Source organism: Bacillus sp. z14 (2026) (assembly GCF_058313575.1).
This window is the reverse complement of the sequence record NZ_JBZFQK010000004.1, coordinates 112,507-134,250: the sequence shown is the minus strand read 5'-3', so window position 1 is coordinate 134,250 and position 21,744 is coordinate 112,507. Positions and strand designations below refer to the sequence as shown.

At 37.8% G+C, this 21,744-nt stretch carries 16 protein-coding genes; 5 read left to right on the top strand and 11 right to left on the bottom strand.

Annotation, left to right across the window (positions count from 1 at the left end; translation table 11 throughout):
* Positions 1–108 precede the first annotated feature (108 nt).
* Entirely contained in the window at positions 109–1,455 is a 1,347-nt protein-coding gene (locus tag AC4G3O_RS14635; RefSeq protein WP_066108180.1) for an amino acid permease, read from the top strand.
* Positions 1,456–1,577: 122 nt separating this feature from the next.
* On the opposite strand, the gene adhP is transcribed toward AC4G3O_RS14635, so the two are convergent.
* From adhP to rbsK, 3 genes are all read right to left on the bottom strand, one after another.
* Positions 1,578–2,603: an alcohol dehydrogenase AdhP gene (gene adhP, locus AC4G3O_RS14630; protein WP_066108183.1), complete on the bottom strand. Its 1,026-nt coding sequence runs from the start codon at positions 2,601–2,603 to the stop codon at positions 1,578–1,580.
* A gap of 332 nt (positions 2,604–2,935) precedes the next feature.
* Positions 2,936–3,985 carry a 2,3-butanediol dehydrogenase gene (locus AC4G3O_RS14625; RefSeq protein ID WP_066108186.1) on the bottom strand — a complete coding sequence of 350 codons (1,050 nt, stop codon included), beginning with the start codon at positions 3,983–3,985 and terminating at the stop codon, positions 2,936–2,938.
* A 273-nt stretch (positions 3,986–4,258) separates the two neighbouring features.
* Entirely contained in the window at positions 4,259–5,185 is a 927-nt protein-coding gene (gene rbsK, locus AC4G3O_RS14620) for a ribokinase (RefSeq protein WP_066108189.1), read from the bottom strand.
* 420 nt (positions 5,186–5,605) lie between these two features.
* Between rbsK and exaC the strand changes: the two genes are divergently transcribed.
* From exaC to AC4G3O_RS14605, 3 genes are all read left to right on the top strand, one after another.
* The gene (gene exaC / locus AC4G3O_RS14615) at positions 5,606–7,126 is read left to right on the top strand and encodes an acetaldehyde dehydrogenase ExaC (RefSeq protein ID WP_491136400.1); all 1,521 of its coding nucleotides are present in this window, start codon (positions 5,606–5,608) and stop codon (positions 7,124–7,126) included.
* A gap of 16 nt (positions 7,127–7,142) precedes the next feature.
* A complete protein-coding gene (locus tag AC4G3O_RS14610) occupies positions 7,143–7,511 on the top strand; it encodes a DUF779 domain-containing protein (RefSeq protein WP_066108193.1) in 369 nt (122 codons plus the stop codon).
* A 205-nt stretch (positions 7,512–7,716) separates the two neighbouring features.
* Positions 7,717–9,213, top strand: a complete 1,497-nt coding sequence (locus tag AC4G3O_RS14605; RefSeq protein WP_175354309.1) for a peptide MFS transporter — start codon at positions 7,717–7,719, stop codon at positions 9,211–9,213.
* 87 nt (positions 9,214–9,300) lie between these two features.
* Here the strand turns inward: AC4G3O_RS14605 and AC4G3O_RS14600 are convergent, their stop codons facing one another.
* The 6 genes from AC4G3O_RS14600 to AC4G3O_RS14575 all read right to left on the bottom strand — a co-directional run bounded on the left by AC4G3O_RS14600 (position 9,301) and on the right by AC4G3O_RS14575 (position 18,575).
* The gene (locus AC4G3O_RS14600; protein ID WP_491136399.1) at positions 9,301–11,682 is read right to left on the bottom strand and encodes a polyprenyl synthetase family protein; all 2,382 of its coding nucleotides are present in this window, start codon (positions 11,680–11,682) and stop codon (positions 9,301–9,303) included.
* Between the two features lie 237 nt (positions 11,683–11,919).
* On the bottom strand, positions 11,920–12,795 hold the full coding sequence (locus AC4G3O_RS14595; RefSeq protein ID WP_066108201.1) for a spermine/spermidine synthase domain-containing protein: 876 nt from the start codon (positions 12,793–12,795) through the stop codon (positions 11,920–11,922).
* A 203-nt stretch (positions 12,796–12,998) separates the two neighbouring features.
* On the bottom strand, positions 12,999–14,393 hold the full coding sequence (locus AC4G3O_RS14590) for a sugar porter family MFS transporter (protein ID WP_066108204.1): 1,395 nt from the start codon (positions 14,391–14,393) through the stop codon (positions 12,999–13,001).
* 401 nt (positions 14,394–14,794) lie between these two features.
* Positions 14,795–16,213, bottom strand: a complete 1,419-nt coding sequence (gene araA / locus AC4G3O_RS14585; protein WP_066108207.1) for an L-arabinose isomerase — start codon at positions 16,211–16,213, stop codon at positions 14,795–14,797.
* A 33-nt stretch (positions 16,214–16,246) separates the two neighbouring features.
* Positions 16,247–16,942 carry an L-ribulose-5-phosphate 4-epimerase gene (locus AC4G3O_RS14580; RefSeq protein ID WP_066108210.1) on the bottom strand — a complete coding sequence of 232 codons (696 nt, stop codon included), beginning with the start codon at positions 16,940–16,942 and terminating at the stop codon, positions 16,247–16,249.
* Positions 16,943–16,964: 22 nt separating this feature from the next.
* Positions 16,965–18,575 carry a xylulokinase gene (locus AC4G3O_RS14575; RefSeq protein WP_066108213.1) on the bottom strand — a complete coding sequence of 537 codons (1,611 nt, stop codon included), beginning with the start codon at positions 18,573–18,575 and terminating at the stop codon, positions 16,965–16,967.
* A 331-nt stretch (positions 18,576–18,906) separates the two neighbouring features.
* Here AC4G3O_RS14575 and AC4G3O_RS14570 point away from each other — a divergent pair, with 331 nt between their 5' ends.
* Positions 18,907–19,998 carry a GntR family transcriptional regulator gene (locus tag AC4G3O_RS14570; protein WP_066108216.1) on the top strand — a complete coding sequence of 364 codons (1,092 nt, stop codon included), beginning with the start codon at positions 18,907–18,909 and terminating at the stop codon, positions 19,996–19,998.
* A gap of 159 nt (positions 19,999–20,157) precedes the next feature.
* On the opposite strand, the gene dhaQ is transcribed toward AC4G3O_RS14570, so the two are convergent.
* Positions 20,158–21,156 carry a DhaKLM operon coactivator DhaQ gene (gene dhaQ / locus AC4G3O_RS14565; RefSeq protein WP_491136398.1) on the bottom strand — a complete coding sequence of 333 codons (999 nt, stop codon included), beginning with the start codon at positions 21,154–21,156 and terminating at the stop codon, positions 20,158–20,160.
* 19 nt (positions 21,157–21,175) lie between these two features.
* Positions 21,176–21,733 (bottom strand): dihydroxyacetone kinase transcriptional activator DhaS, encoded by a 558-nt coding sequence (gene dhaS / locus AC4G3O_RS14560; RefSeq protein ID WP_066108222.1) that lies wholly within the window; start codon positions 21,731–21,733, stop codon positions 21,176–21,178.
* Between the last annotated feature and the right edge of the window lie 11 nt (positions 21,734–21,744).

The following is a 21,744-nucleotide window of genomic DNA, read 5'->3' as shown; positions in this document are numbered from 1 at the left end:
TCAATAGTGAGGTGAGACATAGTATCTAAATAAAGCGAGAAAAATGATAAATATCTATTTTACTAGGTGCCTGTTTTAGACATCTAAGATTAAACGGGGGCATGCAACTTGGCTAAGCAAGAGTTAAAAAGGGATTTAAAAAATCGTCATGTACAATTAATAGCAATTGGGGGCACAATTGGAACCGGCTTATTTTTAGGCTCCGGAAAATCCATTCATTTAGCCGGTCCATCCATCTTATTTTCTTATCTGATTATCGGAGTAGCTCTATTTTTTGTTATGAGAGCACTGGGTGAATTACTTTTATCCAATACAAATCATACATCATTTATCGATTTCGCAGCTGAATATTTGGGTCCATGGGCTGGATTTGTGACTGGCTGGACGTATTGGTTCTGCTGGATTATGACAGCCATGGCTGATATTATCGCTGTTGGTTTATATACACAATACTGGTTTGATATCCCGCAATGGGTGCCTGCCATCATCTGTTTAGTAATTCTATTAGGATTAAATCTATTAACCGTCAAACTGTTTGGTGAGTTGGAATTCTGGTTTGCGATTATTAAAGTCGTCACTATTGTTGCACTAATTGTCGTAGGAATCGTACTGCTTGTGATTGGATTTGAAACAGATAGCGGAACTGTTTCTGTTTCTAACCTTTGGAATCATGGCGGCATGTTCCCGAATGGAATATCAGGGTTCTTACTATCACTGCAAATGGTTGTCTTCTCCTTCGTCGGAGTTGAACTTATTGGTGTATCTGCTGCTGAAACAGCTAATCCACGAAAAAACATTCCATCTGCTATCAACAAAATACCGGTACGGATTTTACTGTTTTATGTAGGTGCCTTATTTGTTATTTTATGCATCAATCCTTGGGATCAATTAAGTGCGACAAGCAGCCCATTTGTAGGTGTCTTCGCCTTAATCGGGATTCCAATGGCGGCAGGTATTATCAACTTTGTTGTATTAACATCGGCAGCCTCTGCTGCAAACAGCGGTTTATTCTCAACCAGCCGGATAATGTACAACTTAAGCAATCATAATGAAGCACCAAAAAAACTTGGCAAATTAAATAAACACCATGTACCGAGCAATGCATTATTAACTTCTACTATTGTAGTTTCTGTCGGTGCACTGCTTAGCAAGCTGATACCAGAGCAGGCCTTTACAATCGTCACAACAATCAGCGCCATCTGTTTCATTTGGGTATGGAGCATTATTTTAATCTCGCATATCAAATATGTAAAAACAAGACCTGATTTAAGAGCTAAATCTACATTCAAAGCTCCATTAACACCAGCTATAAATTATGTAATCCTAGGTATGTTTGCTTTCATACTGATTGTAATGCTCATTGCTGCGGAAACACGCTTAGCAATGCTGCTTACACCATTATGGTTTGTCTTATTGTTCATTTTATATAACTATCATAAAAAGAAGAGATTATGATAATAGAGCAAAAGCAAAAATAATAATGCACTCCAGTTGTTAGATTACACTTAACAATTGGAGTGCATTTTTTTTCTATAGTATTCTGCTTGAGGTTTATTACTTAAGGTTATTGATTGGAATTATTCGTGTTTGTGCATATCGATGACCATACGGCCCTGGATTTTACCTGCTTCCATTTCTTCAAAAATATCATTTACTTCATGCAAGCATCTTGTTTCAACGATTGGCACTACTTTGCCCTCTGCTCCAAATTGGAAAGCCTCTTCTAAATCCTTACGTGTACCAACTAAGGAACCAACGATTTGAATACCATCCAATACGGTTTTCACGATAGCCAAATCCATTGTTTCAGGAGGTAATCCTACTGCAACAACTTTAGCAGTGGCACGAACAGAGTTAACAGCCTGGTTAAAGGCAACTTTGGAAACAGCTGTAACAACTGCAGCATGAGCTCCTCCAACTTTCTCCTGAATCCACTCACCTGCATCTCCATCTGTTAATGGGTTACATACAAGATCTGCTCCTACTTCTTTGGACAATGCCAATTTATCATCATTAATATCCACTGCAATTACTTTTGCATTGAATACATTTTTCGCATATTGGATCGCAAGGTTACCTAATCCACCACAGCCATAGATAGCAATCCATTGACCAGGTTTAATATCAGAAACTTTAATTGCTTTGTAGCAAGTTACCCCTGCACATGTAATACTGCTCGCTTGAGCTGGATCAAGACCTTCAGGTACTTTAACCGCATAGTCCGCTTCTACGATACATTGCTCAGCCATTGCTCCATCAACCGTGAAGCCGGCGTTTTGTACGCTGCGGCAGAAGGTTTCATTTCCCGTCACACAGTATTCGCAAGTTCCGCATCCCTTAAAGAACCAGGCAATGCTGACACGATCTCCTACTTTTAAACTTGTAACGTCGTCTGCAATTTCTTTCACAATGCCGATTCCTTCATGTCCAGGAATTCTTCCCGGAACTGCACCGAAATCACCTTTTGCTACGTGCAAGTCTGTATGACATACTCCGCAATATTCTACATCAACTAAAGCTTGACCGGGTTTTAACTTAGGAAGCTCCTTTTCAACTAATTCTACTTTACCAGGATTCTTTGCACTCACTACAGCTGCTTTCATTCCAATCAATCCTCCGTATGTATATTAACTTGCTCAGTGTTTCACATACTTATTATAATTATAATAGTTAGCAAAGTAAATACATATTGAACGATTTTATATATTCAGATTATTAAAATATATACATCTCCAACTAACTTCCACAAATACGACTAAATTACGTGTTTTAGCAGAATTGTATACTCAGAAATGTATAATACACCTCAAAATTCAATACACCACGTGTTGCTTTCTTACTAATAAATCCATAAACACTAAAATGGCCATTCCATTTGAAGAGAAGGCCATTTTAGTTTCTATATATGATTATCATATTTGCATTTGTACAATGATTATTCAGCTTTTACTAATATTTTAATATGATTTCGTTCGTTTAATAAACCTTCAAAGCCTTCTTCAATCACATCATCCAACTTAATTCGTTTGGTAACGAGTTTGTCAGCTGGGAAGTAGCCCTGAGCCATTAAATTGATAACAGCAGGAAATATATCACGGTATCCAATAATACCGTTGATTGTACGTTCTTTCATAACAATATCGTTTGGATGAATAGACGCTTCTTTTTCAAAAATACTAACAATCATCGTTTCACCATTAAATTTAGTTGAATGAATAGCTTGTTTTAAAACAATCGGTACTCCTGTTACTTCATATGAAACGTCAACACCGCCATTTGTCAATTTAGTTAATTGTTCAACGACATCACCCTGATTCGGATCAATAGCAATAGCACCAAGTTCTTCTGCTTTTTGCCTGCGTTGTTCTGATAATTCTACTGCATAAATTTCAGCCGCACCAGCTGCTTTTAACGCTTCAATAACTAATAAACCAATTGGTCCTGTTCCAAATACCGCTGCTTTATCGCCAACTTTAAGTTTACTTTGTTTAACAGCGTGTACAGCAACAGCTGAAGGTTCTACGAGTGCCCCTTGTTCAAATGAAACATTTTCAGGCAGCTTATGTAACATATGTTCCGGTATAGAAGCGTATTCAGAGAATCCTCCACCGCCTCCTGCTAAACCATAAAAGCCCATTAGCTCACATAGATTATATTTTCCTTGTTTACAAGCTTCGCATTTTCCACAGGAGTAGACGGGCTCAACTGTAACACGGTCACCAACTTGGACTCTGGTTACGCCTTCGCCAACCTCTACAACTTGTCCAGAAAATTCATGTCCCATTACAATCGGAGCTTTCTCCTTACTCAATGGGTGTGGCTCTTCGGTTGGGATAAAAATTGGACCGGCTGTATATTCGTGTAAGTCACTTCCACAAATACCGCACCATTCAACTTTAATTTTTGCTTCTCCCTTTTTGGCAGTAGGTTCCTCTAAATTGTCTAACCTTAAATCTTTAGCATTGTACCATCTGAGTGCTTTCATATTGGTCATCTCCTAAAATTTTGTTAGAAACGCATAATACAGAACACTTTTATTATATCATTATATCGATTGACAACAAATTTATTAACTGATTAATCTGAATTATATTTGTTTTTATGACAAACACTTGAACAATAGAAAGGTAATCTTAATAACCCCTAAAAATATCTTAGTCATATATTTGTGTAAAATAACTTAAATATTAAAGGATGACTCCATCACTAAGAGCCATCCTTTAATTCACTAAAAACCAAGTTTTAATTAAAATCCTGCTTACGCTTCAATTCTTTTGCTTAAAAACAACTTAACTTCATCCATACTTGGATAAGAATTCTGTGTACCACGTTTTGTGACACTTAATGCTGCAAAGGCATTAGCCATTTTTATCGATTGGACAATATCCCCATTCTGAATATAATTATAGGCGAAACAGCCGATGAATGCGTCTCCGGCCCCCGTTGTGTCTACAGCATCAACCTTGAATGAATCAACGATTTGCGTTCCTCTATCGGTTATCCACATCACGCCTCGGCTTCCCATCGTCACGATAACATTTTTAACTCCTTTATCTATCAGGCTGACTGCAGCAGCTTTAATTTGCTCAATCGTTGAAACAGGCATGCCAGTCAAGATATCCAGTTCACTTTCATTGGGAACAAAAAAGTCACATTTGCATACATAATTGAAATCCAAATTTTTGGTAGCAGGAGCAGGATTCAGAATAACAGGAATCCCATGCTCGTTCCCAAATTCTATCGCCCGATAAACGGTTTCGAGCGCGATTTCTAACTGAAGAATAATTAAAGAACATATCTTGAGCTTTTCGGCCGCTTTATCGACATCCTCAGGTAAAAGGTACTGATTGGCCCCTTTAATGATTAAAATACGATTTTTGGAATCCGAATCTACAAAGATTGGTGCGACCCCGCTGCTGCTTCCGGGGACCTTATTCGTAAATTCTGTATCAATTCCATAGCGTTTAAGATTTTGAATGGTGTTATCTGCAAAAATGTCATCGCCTACCTTCGTAACCATCATGACCTTGGAGCCCAGTTTTGCAGCTGCCACTGCCTGGTTGGCCCCTTTTCCTCCACACCCCATTGAAAAGCTAGGTGCTTCAAGTGTTTCTCCCTCTTCTGGCATTCTATCAATATAGGAAATTAGATCGACCATATTGGATCCTATCACCGCAATATCCATGCTATTACCACCTTATTTTTCTCTTGCCGACTGAATTAAATATAGATCATTTTTTTTTTGCAGCGCTGCATTTCGGCAGAATAAGAGCGCCCGTATCTGTTGGTTGCTGTTAGTAAAATTAAACAGCCTGTCTCCAATCTCTTGTTCCATTCATGGGTGAATAATTCTCTTTAGATGTAATAGATAACCTGCAAAATTTATCTATCTAGTAACGAGTAATGGAAGACACATTTTTTTCCTATTTCTATACTACACTTATACATCATATTTCTCCTATATTCACAGTCATATTATTTGAAATTTTATTAAATTAGACAAATAATAGTATAGAAAACGCTTCACTGGTGTATTTTTATTCCAAAGTGGCATCAAAACTTTATATTTAAGAGTTTTCAATACGAACATAGGGGAGATATCAACATGATTTATGCAAATCCAAATACAGAAGGCGCAGTTGTGCATTTCAAAGAGAAATACGATAACTTTATCGGCGGAAAATGGGTCGCACCTGTTAAAGGTCAATACTTTGAAAATAAATCTCCGGTAACCGGAGAAGTTTTTACAAAGGCTGCTCGTTCTTCTGCTGAAGATATTGAATTAGCATTAGATGCGGCACATGCAGCAAAAGAAGCTTGGGGGAAAACTTCTACTGCTGAACGTGCACGTATTTTAAATAAAATTGCAGATCGTTTAGAAGAAAACCTGGAAATGCTCGCTGTAGCTGAGACTTGGGATAACGGGAAAGCAGTACGTGAAACATTGAATGCTGATGTTCCTTTGGCAATTGATCACTTCCGTTATTTCGCAAGTGCCATTCGTACACAAGAAGGAAGAACTACTCAATTAGATAATGATACAGTAGCTTACCACTTCCAAGAACCACTTGGTGTTGTTGGTCAAATCATTCCTTGGAATTTCCCAATTCTAATGGCTGTCTGGAAGATTGCCCCGGCATTAGCAGCAGGTAACTGCATCGTATTAAAACCAGCTGAACAAACTCCTGCATCCATTATGGTTCTTGTTGAGTTAATTCAGGATATACTCCCAGCGGGTGTTCTGAACATCGTAAATGGTTTTGGTATTGAAGTAGGAAAACCACTTGCAACAAATCCACGTATTGCGAAGATTGCCTTTACTGGTTCTACAGCAGTGGGACGCCAAATAATGCAATATGCTACTGAAAACATTATTCCTGTCACATTGGAGCTTGGCGGTAAATCACCTAACGTATTCTTTGAAGATGTAATAGACAAAGATGATGAATTTTTAAATAAAGCAATCGAAGGCTTAGTGATGTTTGCTCTAAACTCCGGTGAAATTTGCACATGCCCTTCCCGTGCATTAATCCAGGAATCAATCTATGAAAAATTTATGGAACGTGCATTAGAGCGTGTGAAAGCTATTAAGATTGGCAACCCACTTGACACAGAAGTTATGATGGGCGCACAGGCTTCAAATGAACAAAAAGAAAAAATCTTATCCTACATTAAACTCGGCAAAGAAGAAGGTGCTGAATGTTTAATTGGCGGAGAAGAAAATGACCTTGGTGAAGACCTTAAAAATGGTAACTATATTAAACCGACTGTTTTCAAAGGTCATAACAAAATGCGTATATTCCAGGAAGAAATCTTTGGTCCAGTTCTTAGTGTAACGACTTTCAAAGATTTTGACGAAGCAATGGAAATTGCAAATGATACCTTGTACGGATTAGGTGCCGGTGTATGGTCCCGCAGTGGAGATCTTGCTTACCGTGCCGGCCGTGCGATACAAGCTGGTCGTGTATGGACAAACACATATCATCAATATCCAGCAGGTGCTGCTTTCGGCGGTTACAAATTATCCGGTATCGGCCGTGAAAACCATGCTATGATGTTAGATCATTACCAACAAACAAAATGTTTGTTAGTAAGCTATGATAAAAATGCTCAAGGTTTCTTCTAAAAGGAGTGACTCTAAAATGGTAGAACGTGTCGTAGCAACCGAAGAGGCACTTCAATTAATAGATTCATTAAAAAGAACTCACGGCTCTATTATGTTTTACCAATCCGGAGGCTGCTGTGATGGATCTGCTCCCATGTGTTATAAGGAAGATGATTTTAAAACGGGGGATTCTGATGTATACCTCGGTTCCATTGGAGGAGCACCGTTTTATATCCATAAGATGCAATATGAGTACTGGAAACATACTCAATTGATCCTAGATGCTACTGATGGAAGAGGAGCAGCCTTTTCACTTGATAGTATAGAAGATTGTCATTTCATTACGAAATCACGAGTATTCTCTGATGAAGAATATGCAAAACTAAAAAATCAAATAGAAGCCTAAATAAAAATGCCCCAAAGTTATCAATAACTTTGGGGCATTTTCTATTAAACATTATTTATTCTTCTTTATTTATCACACATAATCTAACATTTTTCGACATATTTCTATTAAATAAACAAAATTATAGTCTCTCAATTTTGATTTTTTAGTTAATCTAAAATAAAATGGTATATTGTACTACATCATGCTAAAGGAGAGAGAATTTTTGGTTAAATTAAACAAACAGTCGGGTGTTCCAGGCATTCCGAACACAGGTTTTTTCGGACACCCTAAAGGACTTTTCACATTATTTTTCACAGAGTTTTGGGAACGTTTTTCGTATTATGGAATGCGGGCCATCCTGGTCCTCTACTTATACGCTGAAGTTAGCAAGGGCGGACTGGGGTTTGATCAAACCACAGCCATGTCAATTGCTGCAATCTATGGATCTTTAGTCTATCTATCAGGTATTATCGGTGGATGGGTTGCAGACCGTTTACTTGGGACAAGCAGAACCGTATTCTACGGTGGAGTTTTTATTATGCTTGGTCATGTTGTTCTGGCATTACCGCTCGGGGCTGAAGCCTTTTTTGCCAGTATGTTCTTAATTATCATTGGTACCGGATTGCTAAAACCGAACATTTCCAGTGTTGTTGGTGACTTATATACAAAGGCCGACAATCGCCGGGACTCAGGATTCAGTATCTTCTATATGGGGATTAATTTAGGTGCTTTTATAGCTCCATTTGTTGTAGAAGGATTACGCGGGCATTACGATAGCTACCATGCAGGTTTTTCAGCTGCTGCTGTAGGTATGTTTCTTGGATTAATCGTATTTGTTATTACGAAAAAGAAAAATCTGGGCACCATTGGAACACAGCCACCTAATCCATTAAGCCCTGAAGGCAAAAAGAAATTTGCTCTTTATTTTGGGGTAACAATTGCTCTATTAATTGTCCTTTTCTATGCTCTGATTACAATCGGTTGGCTAACCATTGATCGATTTGTTTTACTCGTAACTATTTTGGCAGTTATTATACCAGTCGTTTACTTTGTTTGGATGTACAAAAGCTCTAAAACAACTGCAGAAGAACAATCAAGATTACTTGCCTATATTCCATTATTCCTGTCAGCAGTTATCTTCTGGGCTATTTATGAACAAGGCTCTAATTTACTGAATATTTATGCTTTAGAACGGACTAATTTAACATTGTTAGGCTTTAAAATCGCACCTGGTGTGCTACAGGCAATGCCTGCCCTCTTCGTGATCATCTTTGCACCAGTTGCAGCTTGGTTATGGATGAAGCTTGGGGATAGACAGCCTTCAACTTCCAGAAAATTTTCAATTGGCTTGCTATTAGCAGGTCTATCATTCATTGTGATGCTTGTACCAGGATACTTAAGTGGCGGTGACTCACTTGTTAGTCCTTATTGGCTCATATTGAGCTACCTAATCGTCACACTTGGAGAGCTTTGTCTATCTCCTGTTGGTTTATCTGCTACAACTAAATTGGCACCTGCTGCATTCTCCGCTCAAACGATGAGCCTATGGTTCCTCGCAAGCGCAGTTGCACAGGCTATAAATGCACAGCTTGTAAAACTTTATAGTACGGAAACGGAACTCCTGTATTTTGGATTAATTGGTGGATTCGCAATTCTATGTTCAATTATTATTTACTTCATCTCACCAACCATCCAAAAATACATGAGAGGCGTTAAATAAGGAAAAAAGATGCCCCTGGTTTTAAAACCGGGGGCATCTTTATGTTCTGAATGTTCTCTGCTATCAGGCAGCGAACAGACAATCACTTTAGCGCTCTCTGTTCACCATATAATTCAATAAGTGCTTTAAAAATGAACTCTTCGGTGAAATCTGTACAATAGCTTCCATAGCATAGCAGTAATGATCCCACATTACTTTACGAGCACCCTCCCTGCCAAGAACTGATACAAATGTAGAATTATTATTCTCTTTGTCCTGTCCGACTGGTTTTCCAAGTAAAAGGTCATCCCCCTCCAGATCAAGCAAGTCATCTTTAATTTGAAATGCGATTCCGGCATGATGGGCGAATTTTTTTAACTTCTCTATCTCGGATTCCCCTACTTGAGCAAGAATGGCAGGCATAATGAGTGATGCCTCAAATGCGATTCCTGTTTTGTAGAAGGAAAGCGTGTTTAATTCCTCTAAAGTCAGCATTTTCCCTTTCGATTCCAAGTCCATTGCCTGCCCTCTGCACATATCCATGGCTACCTGGGATGAATATCGAATTAACTGTAGAACAGACGCAGCATCAAACTGTTTCAGTGATGCTTGTTCCTTCATAGCATTCTGAATAAGATATACTGAAGTTATTTCTGCTATTCCTGTATTATGGACCGTATGCAAGGTAGCACGGCCTCTTCGAATAGGCGCATTATCCTGAGATGGCAGATCATCGAGAATAAGAGATGCCGTATGCATATATTCCAGGGATTTAAGAAGCGGCAAAATCGCTGTAGAATCCAGCCCATACTCCCTGACTCCCATCATCCAGGTCACGATTGGCCTTAGCCTCTTTCCATCACCTTCAAGACTGTAATTTGCCGCATCAATGATTGGATCATTCGTCAAAAGTGTAGATTCTAGTTGATTAATAGGCAGATATTGATTAATCTCCTGACGAATGCTCTTTATTGTGTTAGCAAATTCGCTTTCCTCTTGACGATCCTTTCTCAGATTGGAAAGGATATGATCTCGGAGCAATTTATCAAAGAAATCCACATCATCTGCTTTCTGAACCATCGTTTGGATAAGGCGATTAAATGTCGGCATATTTGCTGTTAATAAATTCATCAATTCATCATACTGCTTAGTACCTAATCGTTCTTTATTTCTTTTTAGGCCATTAATTGCTCGATCTAGTATGACCTCACAAGCATGTGGATCAGAATCATATACATGATGAATCAAGTTGAAAATAACCGTCCAATATAATTCGAATGGGTTAATAAGGTCAGGACGCTTATCATGATAGGTTAGATAATACGTATATGGAGTGACCGCTCCTGCATCCATATCATCAAATAAATCCGCAAAGTCATCTGCCAATTGATTGTATATTCCATAGTAAAACGTGCGTTTGTTAAACCCTTCATCCTCTGGTGCACTAATAACAGAACGAACGATCAATCGTGAAGATGATGATTTTAATATGATTGGAATAAACAAATCTTCATTGGTGTAATGTTCATTTGTTAACTCTTTAACTCGGTCTACTTCCTGTGAATGAAAAAACACATACGCCTGGTCGAAAAATATCCTGGAATTTTCAGGGCTTTGGCAACCTTTAATATACTCGAATGCTTCCTTCAGTTCTGAATGAATAAACCGGATAAGTTCTTCATTTTTACCAGACCACTCGTCTATTTCTGGGACTGTCCCATTTATAAGCGTCATTCTAATGATAGTTGAAAACTGCTTTTTCTCCTCATCGGATAAAACATTTGCATCTAGTAAATCATCTATAAAAGGATAGGTCAGACCATAGGAATATCCTAGCCGAATGGCTTCATCAAGTTTCTGTGCCCGTTCCTCCGGGGAAATATCAGAGCCCATCTCTTCCCTAACGTGCATCATAACTCCACCTATGATTTTGATTAATTTACGTTGGGCATTTTCGGCATCCATTCCATTCGGTATAGAGGATGACACGATTCTTAGCTTGTCGAATAGCCAGATGATTGTTGACTCGATATTCTCCTTTTGACCCCATCTGTACAAACCGTGTGTACTAAACAAATCAAACTCACTAGCTTCTTCAAATTTATCTGTAACTATTTGAGAGATGAGCGTATCCACGACTTGTTTGATTTTAGTTTGTGTTTCAGGCTTGTCCAAGGCTTTGCCCAAATCTCTCAGATAGATATATGAAATACTTCGATGAAGATACTGCTCCAGTTTCCCTCTCTTATTCAACCAGCTTATATACTGATGATACTCCTTATTTGTTGTTTTTTTATTTTTATGAGCAAAAAGGGAAGCTAAGGATCGATGACGAATATGATTCTGCTTCCACGATTGAATATCTTTCGTTAATGCATCGATATAGCTCTTTTCAATCACCTGCGCACGCAAGGATTCAAAATACTTTTCAGCCTTCTCTTCAGCCAATACATAACATTTATCACTATTATTTATGACCTTCTCATTCATAAGTTCAACTACCTCTTGTTTTCTTTTGGTTATACAATTTCCTACTCACTTAATACAAAAGTACCATCTTTATAAGCATAAAGCTAAAATAAACAATGTGGTATTTTTGACCTATTTCTCACTGAACGATTATCGCCCCTGACCAACGACTTATTTATATACTCGTCAGGAAAACATACCTTTACTAACTATAAAAATCCCCCTTCAAACTTTGAAAGAGGATTTCTCATGCATGTTTTATAAATAACATTTAATTGATTTTTCAATCCAATAGGTAAATATCGTATTTGGACATCTTTTTTCAAATAATTTCATTTTTAAATACATATCAATCCCATCTGAAACATCATGCCATAAATCCGTAAAAACAAAATCAAATTGACCCTTTGCCATAGATTTTTGAGCATATTCAAAGGCATTAGCTTTAATGATCTTAATCTTTTGATGGTTTTTGAATTGCGGCAATATATACGTTTGGAACAAGTTAATAACGTCTTCATTCATTTCGACTACCGTGATGCTATCAACATTTTCTTTTTCAGAAATCATATAGGTATAATAGCCAAGTCCCAACCCATATGTAAGTACATTTCCAAACGCCTGTTCAATCGGTTCTTTCATGGTTTCAATTTCATTAGGCGTTACTGTCATCCATATTCTTCCGTTTTCCAAAATAGCTGGATACTCAAATTCTGTTTCAAAAAAACCAATTTGCGGGATTTGCCTGCCTTCTTTTGTTTTGACAATATCATTGCATACAAAGCCCTCAAACGGTTTATACTTTTCATATTTCAGTTCACTATTACCAATCTTCAACGTTGGGATCTTGATATTCTTATAATAAGTGTTTTCGTAAAATTCCTTTTCATCCAGTTTAAAAAACATTCCATTAAAGTAATTGTTGAATAGATTCTTATCATCCATCTTATCCACAATATCCAATCCAAAAGCAGACGCTAAAATGACCGCAAACGCATGCTCATAAGATACTCCAAACTGAACAATCTCTTTTATCTCTTCCCCATCAACAAAATCGGGCGCCTTATTTAAATAATTGCTTAGCAATGCGAACACTTTATAATTATCTTCTTTTACTCCATCATTCGGTTTCATTTCTTCACCTGTATTCATTGAGTTATAGTAAAATAATAGCGAAAAAATCGAGATGGAGCAATGAAACTGGAATTCCTCTTAAGTAAAACAGGCACTTCAGATAAATGAATGAATAAAAAAGTCCCTGATTCCAGTATAGAAATCAGGGACAGCTTACTGTATAGCTTTGCTGTAATTCGATTAGCAATTAATTATGTTACTTACTATGCACTTTTCGCCTTAGCTTGTTTACTTTCTCCAATTTTTTCTATATCCTCTAAACTGCGACCGCGAGTTTCAGGAACGCATGTCCGTATAAATAGGACTCCCAGTAAACAAATACCGCCGAAGATGGCAAAAACAGCTTCTTGAGGCATAAAAGCAATCATGATTGGGAAAAGCAATCCGACCAAGAAAGAACCAATCCAGTTAAATGATGAAGCTAATCCTGACGCACGTCCGCGAATGGCTAGCGGGAATATTTCTCCAACTATGACCCAAGTTAAAGGAGCCCATGTGAATGAATAAAACGCAACATAGATACTTAGAAAAACAACCATCATCATCGGATTCACATTAGGAATTAGTATGTTTAAGATGGCAGGAAAAATAAAGGAGAGTCCCATAATGGTTCCGCCAACTGTTAATAAAGTACGGCGCTTAAATTTATCAGCAATGACCAGGAATACTAATGAACCTATTACGAGGATAATCCCCTGAATGATTGGCCACATCAACGCGGAACTGGCTGCATGACCCGTAGCATTTTCCACAATCAAAGGAATGTAATAGAAGATGGCATTTGCACCCTGGAATTGTTGAAAAGCTGCTACACCTACACCCGCAAAGACCAAGTAACGGTATTTACCACTTAAGAGAGTTCCCCAAGACGTTTTCTGACTTACCGTTTTTTCTTCTTTTGCAGCTTCTTGAATTTGTTTTATTTCAGCATCAATATCTTTTTTATTTGAACGAATATAGCCCAATACCTTACGAGCTTCATCAAATTTATTATTCTTAATTAAAAATCTTGGTGATTCAGGTAACTTTAACATTCCAAAAAATAAGATGATAGCAGGTACTGCAGCCAAACCAAGCATCATCCGCCATGCCATAGTTTCTGGCAGGTCTTTCAATAGATAATCAACAATGTATGAGAGCAACATCCCAGAAACGATCATGGTTTGATTTATTCCTGACAGACGACCGCGCAATTTTGCAGGCGCCATTTCCGACATATAGGCTGGAACCAACGCAGAGGCAGCCCCAACAGCTAGTCCTAGAAACATCCGTGATACAATCAAAAATAGTATTCCATCATGGGGGGCTATGCCTGACAATATGGATCCCACAACAAAAATGACAGCAGATATTAAAATCATTTTACGTCGTCCTAAACGGTCAGACAGCTGACCAGCTACGACACCTCCAAAAATAGCTCCAAACATTACCGAAGAGGTAATCCAACCAATAGCGGTAGCTCTTCCTTCGAGGCTCCAATCACTTTCTAAAAAAGGTAATGCTCCCGTCATAACACCTATATCATAACCAAAAAGAATGCCGGCAAAAGCTCCAAAGAAATAAATAAAGCGACTTGATATTTTCTTTTCATTAACCATGAATGTTCCCTCCACAAGGTGCAAAAATATATTGCTAGAAATCCTACCACTAAGACTATTAATAGCCTTAACATATATAAAAGCGTTTTCAAGTCCTGCAAAATTGCTATAATACCAGTAAGTTTTTAATAGAATATTTACGTTCATAGCTTGTCTTACATGATAGTAGGTGTTGCCTATTTAATAATAGAGATGCTCTGTTTAATTTAATGAATAACGCATTAGGGTACTTTTGAATCAAATATAATGAATCCAAAAACATTTAGTTTTATTTCTTCATCTTAAACGCTTTCATATATATAAACAAAGAACACGCTTACAAATAAAAGCATCTTATTCTACCTTCTGGGATAATCTATTATCCTCCAAGAAAGCATAAGCCCCCTCGGAGGATAAAGCCATTACCTAATAACTACATAATCTAAGTCAACAAGCTTTGCATACGTGATAATTTGATCTGTTGTCAGATTCAATGAAACAACTGTATGGTGACCGCCGCCATTCTCAATCCACGCTTTAACCCCATCCTGGAAGTTTGGCTTTACTTCCCATAGTACACGTGCTACTGGAAGATTAGGTGCTTTAACAGTTGGCTCAAAAGCAGAAACTTCATTAATCAAAAGCTTGTAATGTGTACCAAAGTCAGCCATTGAAACAACAACACCATCTCCTGCCTTACCATCGAAAACTAAACGAGCCGGATCTTCACGATCACCGATACCTAATGGAGATACGACAATTTTTGGCTTGTTGCAAGCTAATGTTGGATCTACTTCAAGCATATGTGATTGAAGAGCAGCTTCTTGCCCAACAGCTAGTTCATAAGTGTAATCCTCCATAAATCCAGTCGATTGGTTATGGCTCATCACTTTAAGTAAGCGATCTAGGGCTGCAGTCTTCCAATCCCCTTCACCAGCAAATCCATATCCTTGGGCCATCAAACGTTGCACTGCAAGGCCAGGAAGCTGTTTCATGCCATATAAGTCTTCAAAGTTAGTTGTGAATGCATTGTAACCACCATCATCAAGGAAACGCTTAATGGCAATTTCATAGCTTGCTTGCACCTTCACGCTCTTTTCCCAATCTTCTTTGCTGTATATGCCATAATCAAATTCATATAGTTCCGCATACTCAGCAATTAAATCGTTCACTTCTTCGTCCTTAACGTCATTCACATATTGAACAAGATCGCCTATACCAAAGTAGTCAACAGTCCATCCAAATTGAATTTGAGCCTCTACCTTATCCCCTTCGGTTACTCCAACATTACGCATGTTATCACCAAAACGAGCAACTTTTATATTGAAGCTTTCGTTATAAGCAACCGCTACATCCATCCATTCTGCTATTTGCTTTTGGACTTCAGCACGTTTCCAGTAACCTACTACAACTTTATTTTGCTTTTTCAAACGCGCATTGATAAATCCATATTCACGATCACCATGAGCTGATTGATTCAGATTCATGAAGTCCATATCAATGGTTTCCCATGGAATACTTTCGTTAAACTGCGTTGCTAAATGTAGCAATGGCTTTTGTAATAATTTTGTTCCGCGAATCCACATTTTTGCTGGTGAGAAGGTATGCATCCAAGTAATTACGCCCGCAACCTCATCACGATAGTTCACTTCTTTCATAATGCTTGTAATTTTATCTGCACTTACAGCTAAATCCTGCAATACAAGCGGGTAAGGTAATATACCGCTTTCATTTAAGGCATCCGTCATCGTTTGTGCGTGTGCTTTGACTTCCGCCAGTGCTTCTTCCCCATATAGATGCTGTGAACCTACGACAAACCAAAACTCTTTTACTTTAGACATAATAATCCTCTTTTCGTAGTTTGATAGTTTGTATTATTTTTGCCCATAGTAGGCATTTTTTCCATGTTTACGTAGATAGTGCTTATCTAAAATACGTTGTGGCAATTCTTCAGCAAAATGATTTAGTTCTCGTGTAAATAAATTCATTTTTGAGACCTCTTCTAATACCACACTGTTCATAACCGCTGATTTTGCATCTTTGCCCCAAGTAAATGGTCCGTGTCCATGAAGTAAAATACCGGGAACTGCCAATATATCTAATCCACGTTGTTCAAATGTTTCGATAATGACCTTTCCAGTTTCCACTTCGTACCCACGGTCAACTTCCTCTTGAGTTAAAAACCTTGCACATGGAATGGAACCATAGAATGTATCGGCATGAGTAGTTCCCATCGCCGGAACATCTAAACCTGCTTGAGCCCATATAGTCGCCCAGGTTGAGTGCGTATGCACAATGCCGCCAATCTCTGAATAATGCTTGTAAAGTACTGCATGAGTTGCTGTATCTGATGAAGGATTCAATTCCCCTTCAACCACCTGACCATCCAAATCAACAACCACCATATCACTTGGCTTCATCGTCTTATAATCAACACCGCTCGGTTTGATAACAAATAAGCCACTATCACGGTCAATTGCACTTACATTTCCCCATGTATATTTGACGAGTCCATGCTTGGGCAATTCTAAATTTGCTTCAAATACTTCCTCTTTTAACTTTTCTAACACTTGAACCCCTCCAAACTTGGACTCATAAAATCAAATGATCGACAGCTGCCTGCTCAATTACAAGACCTTTTTTATATCGCTCTATAAATTTCTCAAAACCTTTAACATCAAACTGATCCGGATATATTTCTTGACTATCAACCTCGAAAAAGACTTTTTGGTCAAGGAATTCTTCCAAGTATTCCTTCTCATTTTTGTTCATCATGTAAGAAGCCAGAATAGCCATCCCCCACGCACCGCCCTCTCCGGCTGTTGCCATAACGGATACTGGTGCATCAATGGCAGCTGCGACGATTTTTTGACCTACAATAGGTGTTTTGAATAATCCGCCGTGAGCCAAAATGCCGTCAATTTCAACACTTTCTTCTTTAGTCATAATGTCCATTCCAATTTTTAATGCGCCAAATGCAGTAAAAAGATGAGCTCGCATAAAGTTTGCTAAATTAAACTGACTACCAGGAGGTCGTACGAATAGCGGTCGCCCCTCATCTAATCCTGTAATATTCTCACCGGATAAATAGCCATAGCTTAGCAATCCGCCAGCATCCGGTTCAGCCTCCAAAGCTTTATTCAGCATCACTTCATATAATTGATCCGTTTCTATCTTTTGGCCCATTGCTTCAGAGAACTCACGGAATAATTTCAGCCAGGCATTTAAATCACTGGAGCAGTTATTAGCATGAACCATCGCTACAGGACTGCCATCAGGTGTTGTTACTAAATCAATTTCCGGATACACTTTTGAGAGTTCTTTTTCCAGTACAATCATGGCAAAGACTGATGTTCCTACTGAAATATTACCAGTACGCTTTCTCACACTATTTGTAGCAACCATTCCTGTACCCGCATCACCTTCCGGCGGACAAAGCGGAATACCTGGTTGTAAATTCTGTGATTGATCAAGAATTTTTGCCCCAACTTCAGTCAATTCACCAGCTTGTTCTCCTGAAAGATAAACTTTAGGAAGAATCTCCTCTAGGCTCAAAGGACAACCCTTCGTGGAAATTAGTTCATCAAATTGCTTAACCATTGATTCATTATAATTCTTTGTTGATTCATCGATTGGAAACATACCTGAAGCATCTCCAATACCGATCGCTTTATTACCAGTCAGTAACCAGTGGATATAACCTGCTAAAGTCGTAACATAATCAATACGCGGCAAATGTTTCTCTTCATTTAAGATAGCTTGATAAAGATGAGCAACGCTCCATCGTTCTGGGATATTGAATTTAAATGTATCAGTCAATTCTTTAGCTGCCGCACTCGTTGTTGAGTTACGCCAAGTACGAAACGGAACAAGTAATTCTCCTGTATGATCAAAGGCCATATATCCGTGCATCATGGCTGAGATTCCAATAGAACCAATCTTCCGAATCGTTATCCCATAGTTTCTTTCAACTTCTTGCTTCATCTCACGATACGCTGCTTGTAGTCCAGTAATAATATCGACTAGGCTGTATGTCCAAAAACCATCCTCCAAGCGGTTTTCCCACTCATAGCTTCCAGATGCAACCGTTTCAAAATTATGATCAATTAACACTGCCTTGATACGTGTAGAACCAAATTCAATTCCAAGAGAAGTCTCTCCCCTAGCAATTGCCTCTTGTATGTTTGCTTTGTTCTTTCTCATATAAACCCCCATCTGATAGCGGTTTCAATATCCGGAATGATTACGCTTTCTATTTGTTAACTTGATTATATTTATTTGTACGTACAAATGTCAACTAATATGTAATTAGTACACACAAATTTAACATTCTCGATTTTAGTACAAATCAAACAAAGACCCACAAAACCATTTATTGGGTATACTATTAAAAGAACTAATGAAAGATGTTACTTATAAAATAGAATTAGATTGCTTATTTTATTTCTTACTAATTCAAAGTAAAATATGTACATACAACTATTTCGAATCAATCAATTAGTGCAAGAGCACCAATGAAGGAAGTGAGCTATAAATGAAACCAAAATATCAGGTCATCATTGATGATATAAAAAGCAAGATTCTTTCGGGAGATTATAAAGTTGGTGACCAAATCCCTACTGAAGCTTCCCTCCAAGAAAAATACGAAGTGAGCCGACAAACTGTTCGTAAAGCTATTTTAGAACTATCAAACGAAGGATTTTTAAGAAGTGAAAAAGGGTCTGGCACTTATGTCAGTAACCAATATCAAGCAAAATCTGGCGGTCAATCTAACACTAAAACAATCGGAGTCATTACAACCTACATTTCTGATTATATTTTCCCCTCCATTATTCGAGGGATTGAAGGCAGATTAAATGAAGAGAATTATTCGTTATTATTAGCCAGTACAAATAATGATGTCGAACAGGAAAAGAAAGCTTTGGAAATGATGCTGTCATTTGGAGTGGATGGTTTGATCATAGAGCCTACGAAAAGCAATCTATATAATCCAAACATCTCTTATTACCTGTCATTTAAAGAACAAGAGGTTCCATTCATTATGATTAATGCTTATTATGAAGAATTAAGTGTTCCCTTTCTTTGTCTTGATGACGTCCAGTCCAGTTATCTCGCAACAAAGGAATTAATTTCGAAGGGACATACACATATCGGGCTAATATCAAAATCAGATGACCTACAGGGAAAATATCGAATGAAGGGATATATAAAAGCGCTTGGAGAAGCCAAATTAGGATTTCGACCTGAGCATGTGCTTACATTCGATACAGAAACAAAGCCCAATTTATCAGCTAGCTTGAAGAAATTTTTAGAGGAAAACATTCGACTATTAACAGCGATTGTTTGCTATAACGATGAAGTCGGTTTAGAGGTAGCAAATGTGTGTAAACAGCTTAATATTTCAATTCCAGAGAAATTATCAATAATTGGGCAGGACAATTCCTATATTGCCAAAAACGCTAATATTGCACTGACAACATTAACCCATCCACAGGAACAAATGGGACGTGATGCAGCTGATTGGCTTATTAAGAAATTACAAGGAAAACGAGATTTACCAAACGAAACCTACTATCAGCCAGTGTTAGTTGAAGGAGAAACAGTAAAAGATTTAGAGATACATTAAGCAATAGTTATGAATATATTTTATTTCATATGGTGCTACTAAATTACTTAATGAAAAAGAAAAGCCCTGTTTATGCTCGTTATGATACCCGAGCATAAACAGGGCTTTACTCTATTTCTGCTATATATGGTATTTGACTGTGCACTAATCAAATCTTAACTACCAGTTAGCTACTTCCACCTCTGCTTTTAACCATTTTTCCCAAACAGAATCCGTTATTTTGAGTAAGCTTAATGAAATACCTTTCATATCTAAGGAAGTTAAATGGTTTCCAACCTTCACAAATCTAATATCCAAGCCTTCCAGCTCGCATAAACGTCGGATGTCATTGGTAAAGATATACTGTTCCATCAGCGGTGTAGCCCCTAACCCATTCACCAAAATGGCAAATTGATCTCCTTTTTTCCAACGATAAATACTTTTAAGTTTATTCATAAGCTCTATGGCTAAAATCTCAGATGAATGAAATTCTTCTTTCCGGTATCCTACTTCACCATGAATCCCGATACCGTAAAACACTTCATTATCCTGTAGTATAAATGAACTTCTATCTGTCTCAGGATGGGTTACCAGTGAAAGCGCAACTCCCAATGTATGTAAATGACTGATGACAGACTGGCCAATTTCCGTTAATTCGTTTAGAGAATATCCCTCACGTGCAGCAGCTCCAAGTATTTTATGGACAAACACTGTACCAGCCACACCACGTTTCCGCTTATTGAAGGAATTGTCGTCTTCAATGGAGACGTCATCACTTACAATGACATGATCAACAGTCCAGCCTTCTTTTTGGGCGATGGATTCAGCCAATAAGAAACTCTCTAAATCCGCTTTAAAGTTTTTGATGATGAGTAAAACACGCTTATTTTTATCAATCATCCGAATGGCGGCTACTATTTGCTCAGTTGTTGGCGGAGTGAAAATTTCTCCATTAACAGAAATGGAGAGCATTCCTTTCCCTACATATCCATAATGAGCCGGTTCGTGTCCGCTGCCGCCTCCGCTAATAATGACTACCTCCTCTCTTATATCTTTTAAATCTTTCCGATAAACAATATCATGCTTGGGCTCATAAGAAACCCTTTCTTTATGTTCAAAACAAAATCCAGCCAACATGTCTCTTACAACATGCTGAACATCATTAATTATTTTTTTCATTCTTATTCCCTCTCGCTGCTCACTCCTGCAGAAATGGCAGTAATTGATCATTTATCATATATTTCATCAAGGATGACATCGTGGAAGATTCGAGAGTGCAATCTTTCTCAATCCACTCTTTGATTATCCCTACAAACCCATAGCTATAAAAAGAAGCCATTAATTCTTTCCTTTCATTAGAAACCTTTAATCCGCTTCCGTCCAAACGGTTAGTAATAATCTCAAGATACAAATTCTTTGTGTGTTCATATAAGTATTCGTTAAAGGAATTTTGCTCTTCTACTTTAAATGCATTTTGATAGAATCGTCGATTCTGACTGAAGTATTCCAATAACAAATGAAAGATGTTCTCCCACTTTTCATATCCAATAAAGTCTGTAATATTTTCCTTCGTTTCTTCTTTATAAATCCAGCCAAGCAATTCATATTTATCTTGAAAATGGTAGTAAAATGTTTGCCTTCGCATCTTACAGTTTACCATAATGTCGCTTACTGAAATTTTATGAAAAGGTTCAGTTACCATTAAATCTTTTAATGATTTTGCAATTATTTTTTGTGTGATAATCGATGAGGTCATGGGTTACCTTC

Coding starts and splice junctions, on each gene's coding strand:
- exaC (WP_491136400.1), top strand. CDS start 5,606: ATGATTTATGCAAATCCAAATACAGAAGGCGCAGTTGTGCATTTCAAA.
- AC4G3O_RS14610 (WP_066108193.1), top strand. CDS start 7,143: ATGGTAGAACGTGTCGTAGCAACCGAAGAGGCACTTCAATTAATAGAT.
- AC4G3O_RS14625 (WP_066108186.1), bottom strand. CDS start 3,985: ATGAAAGCACTCAGATGGTACAATGCTAAAGATTTAAGGTTAGACAAT.
- araA (WP_066108207.1), bottom strand. CDS start 16,213: ATGTCTAAAGTAAAAGAGTTTTGGTTTGTCGTAGGTTCACAGCATCTA.
- AC4G3O_RS14600 (WP_491136399.1), bottom strand. CDS start 11,682: ATGAATGAGAAGGTCATAAATAATAGTGATAAATGTTATGTATTGGCT.
- adhP (WP_066108183.1), bottom strand. CDS start 2,603: ATGAAAGCAGCTGTAGTGAGTGCAAAGAATCCTGGTAAAGTAGAATTA.
- AC4G3O_RS14575 (WP_066108213.1), bottom strand. CDS start 18,575: ATGAGAAAGAACAAAGCAAACATACAAGAGGCAATTGCTAGGGGAGAG.
- AC4G3O_RS14595 (WP_066108201.1), bottom strand. CDS start 12,795: ATGAAACCGAATGATGGAGTAAAAGAAGATAATTATAAAGTGTTCGCA.
- dhaS (WP_066108222.1), bottom strand. CDS start 21,733: ATGACCTCATCGATTATCACACAAAAAATAATTGCAAAATCATTAAAA.
- AC4G3O_RS14570 (WP_066108216.1), top strand. CDS start 18,907: ATGAAACCAAAATATCAGGTCATCATTGATGATATAAAAAGCAAGATT.
- dhaQ (WP_491136398.1), bottom strand. CDS start 21,156: ATGAAAAAAATAATTAATGATGTTCAGCATGTTGTAAGAGACATGTTG.
- AC4G3O_RS14590 (WP_066108204.1), bottom strand. CDS start 14,393: ATGGTTAATGAAAAGAAAATATCAAGTCGCTTTATTTATTTCTTTGGA.
- rbsK (WP_066108189.1), bottom strand. CDS start 5,185: ATGGATATTGCGGTGATAGGATCCAATATGGTCGATCTAATTTCCTAT.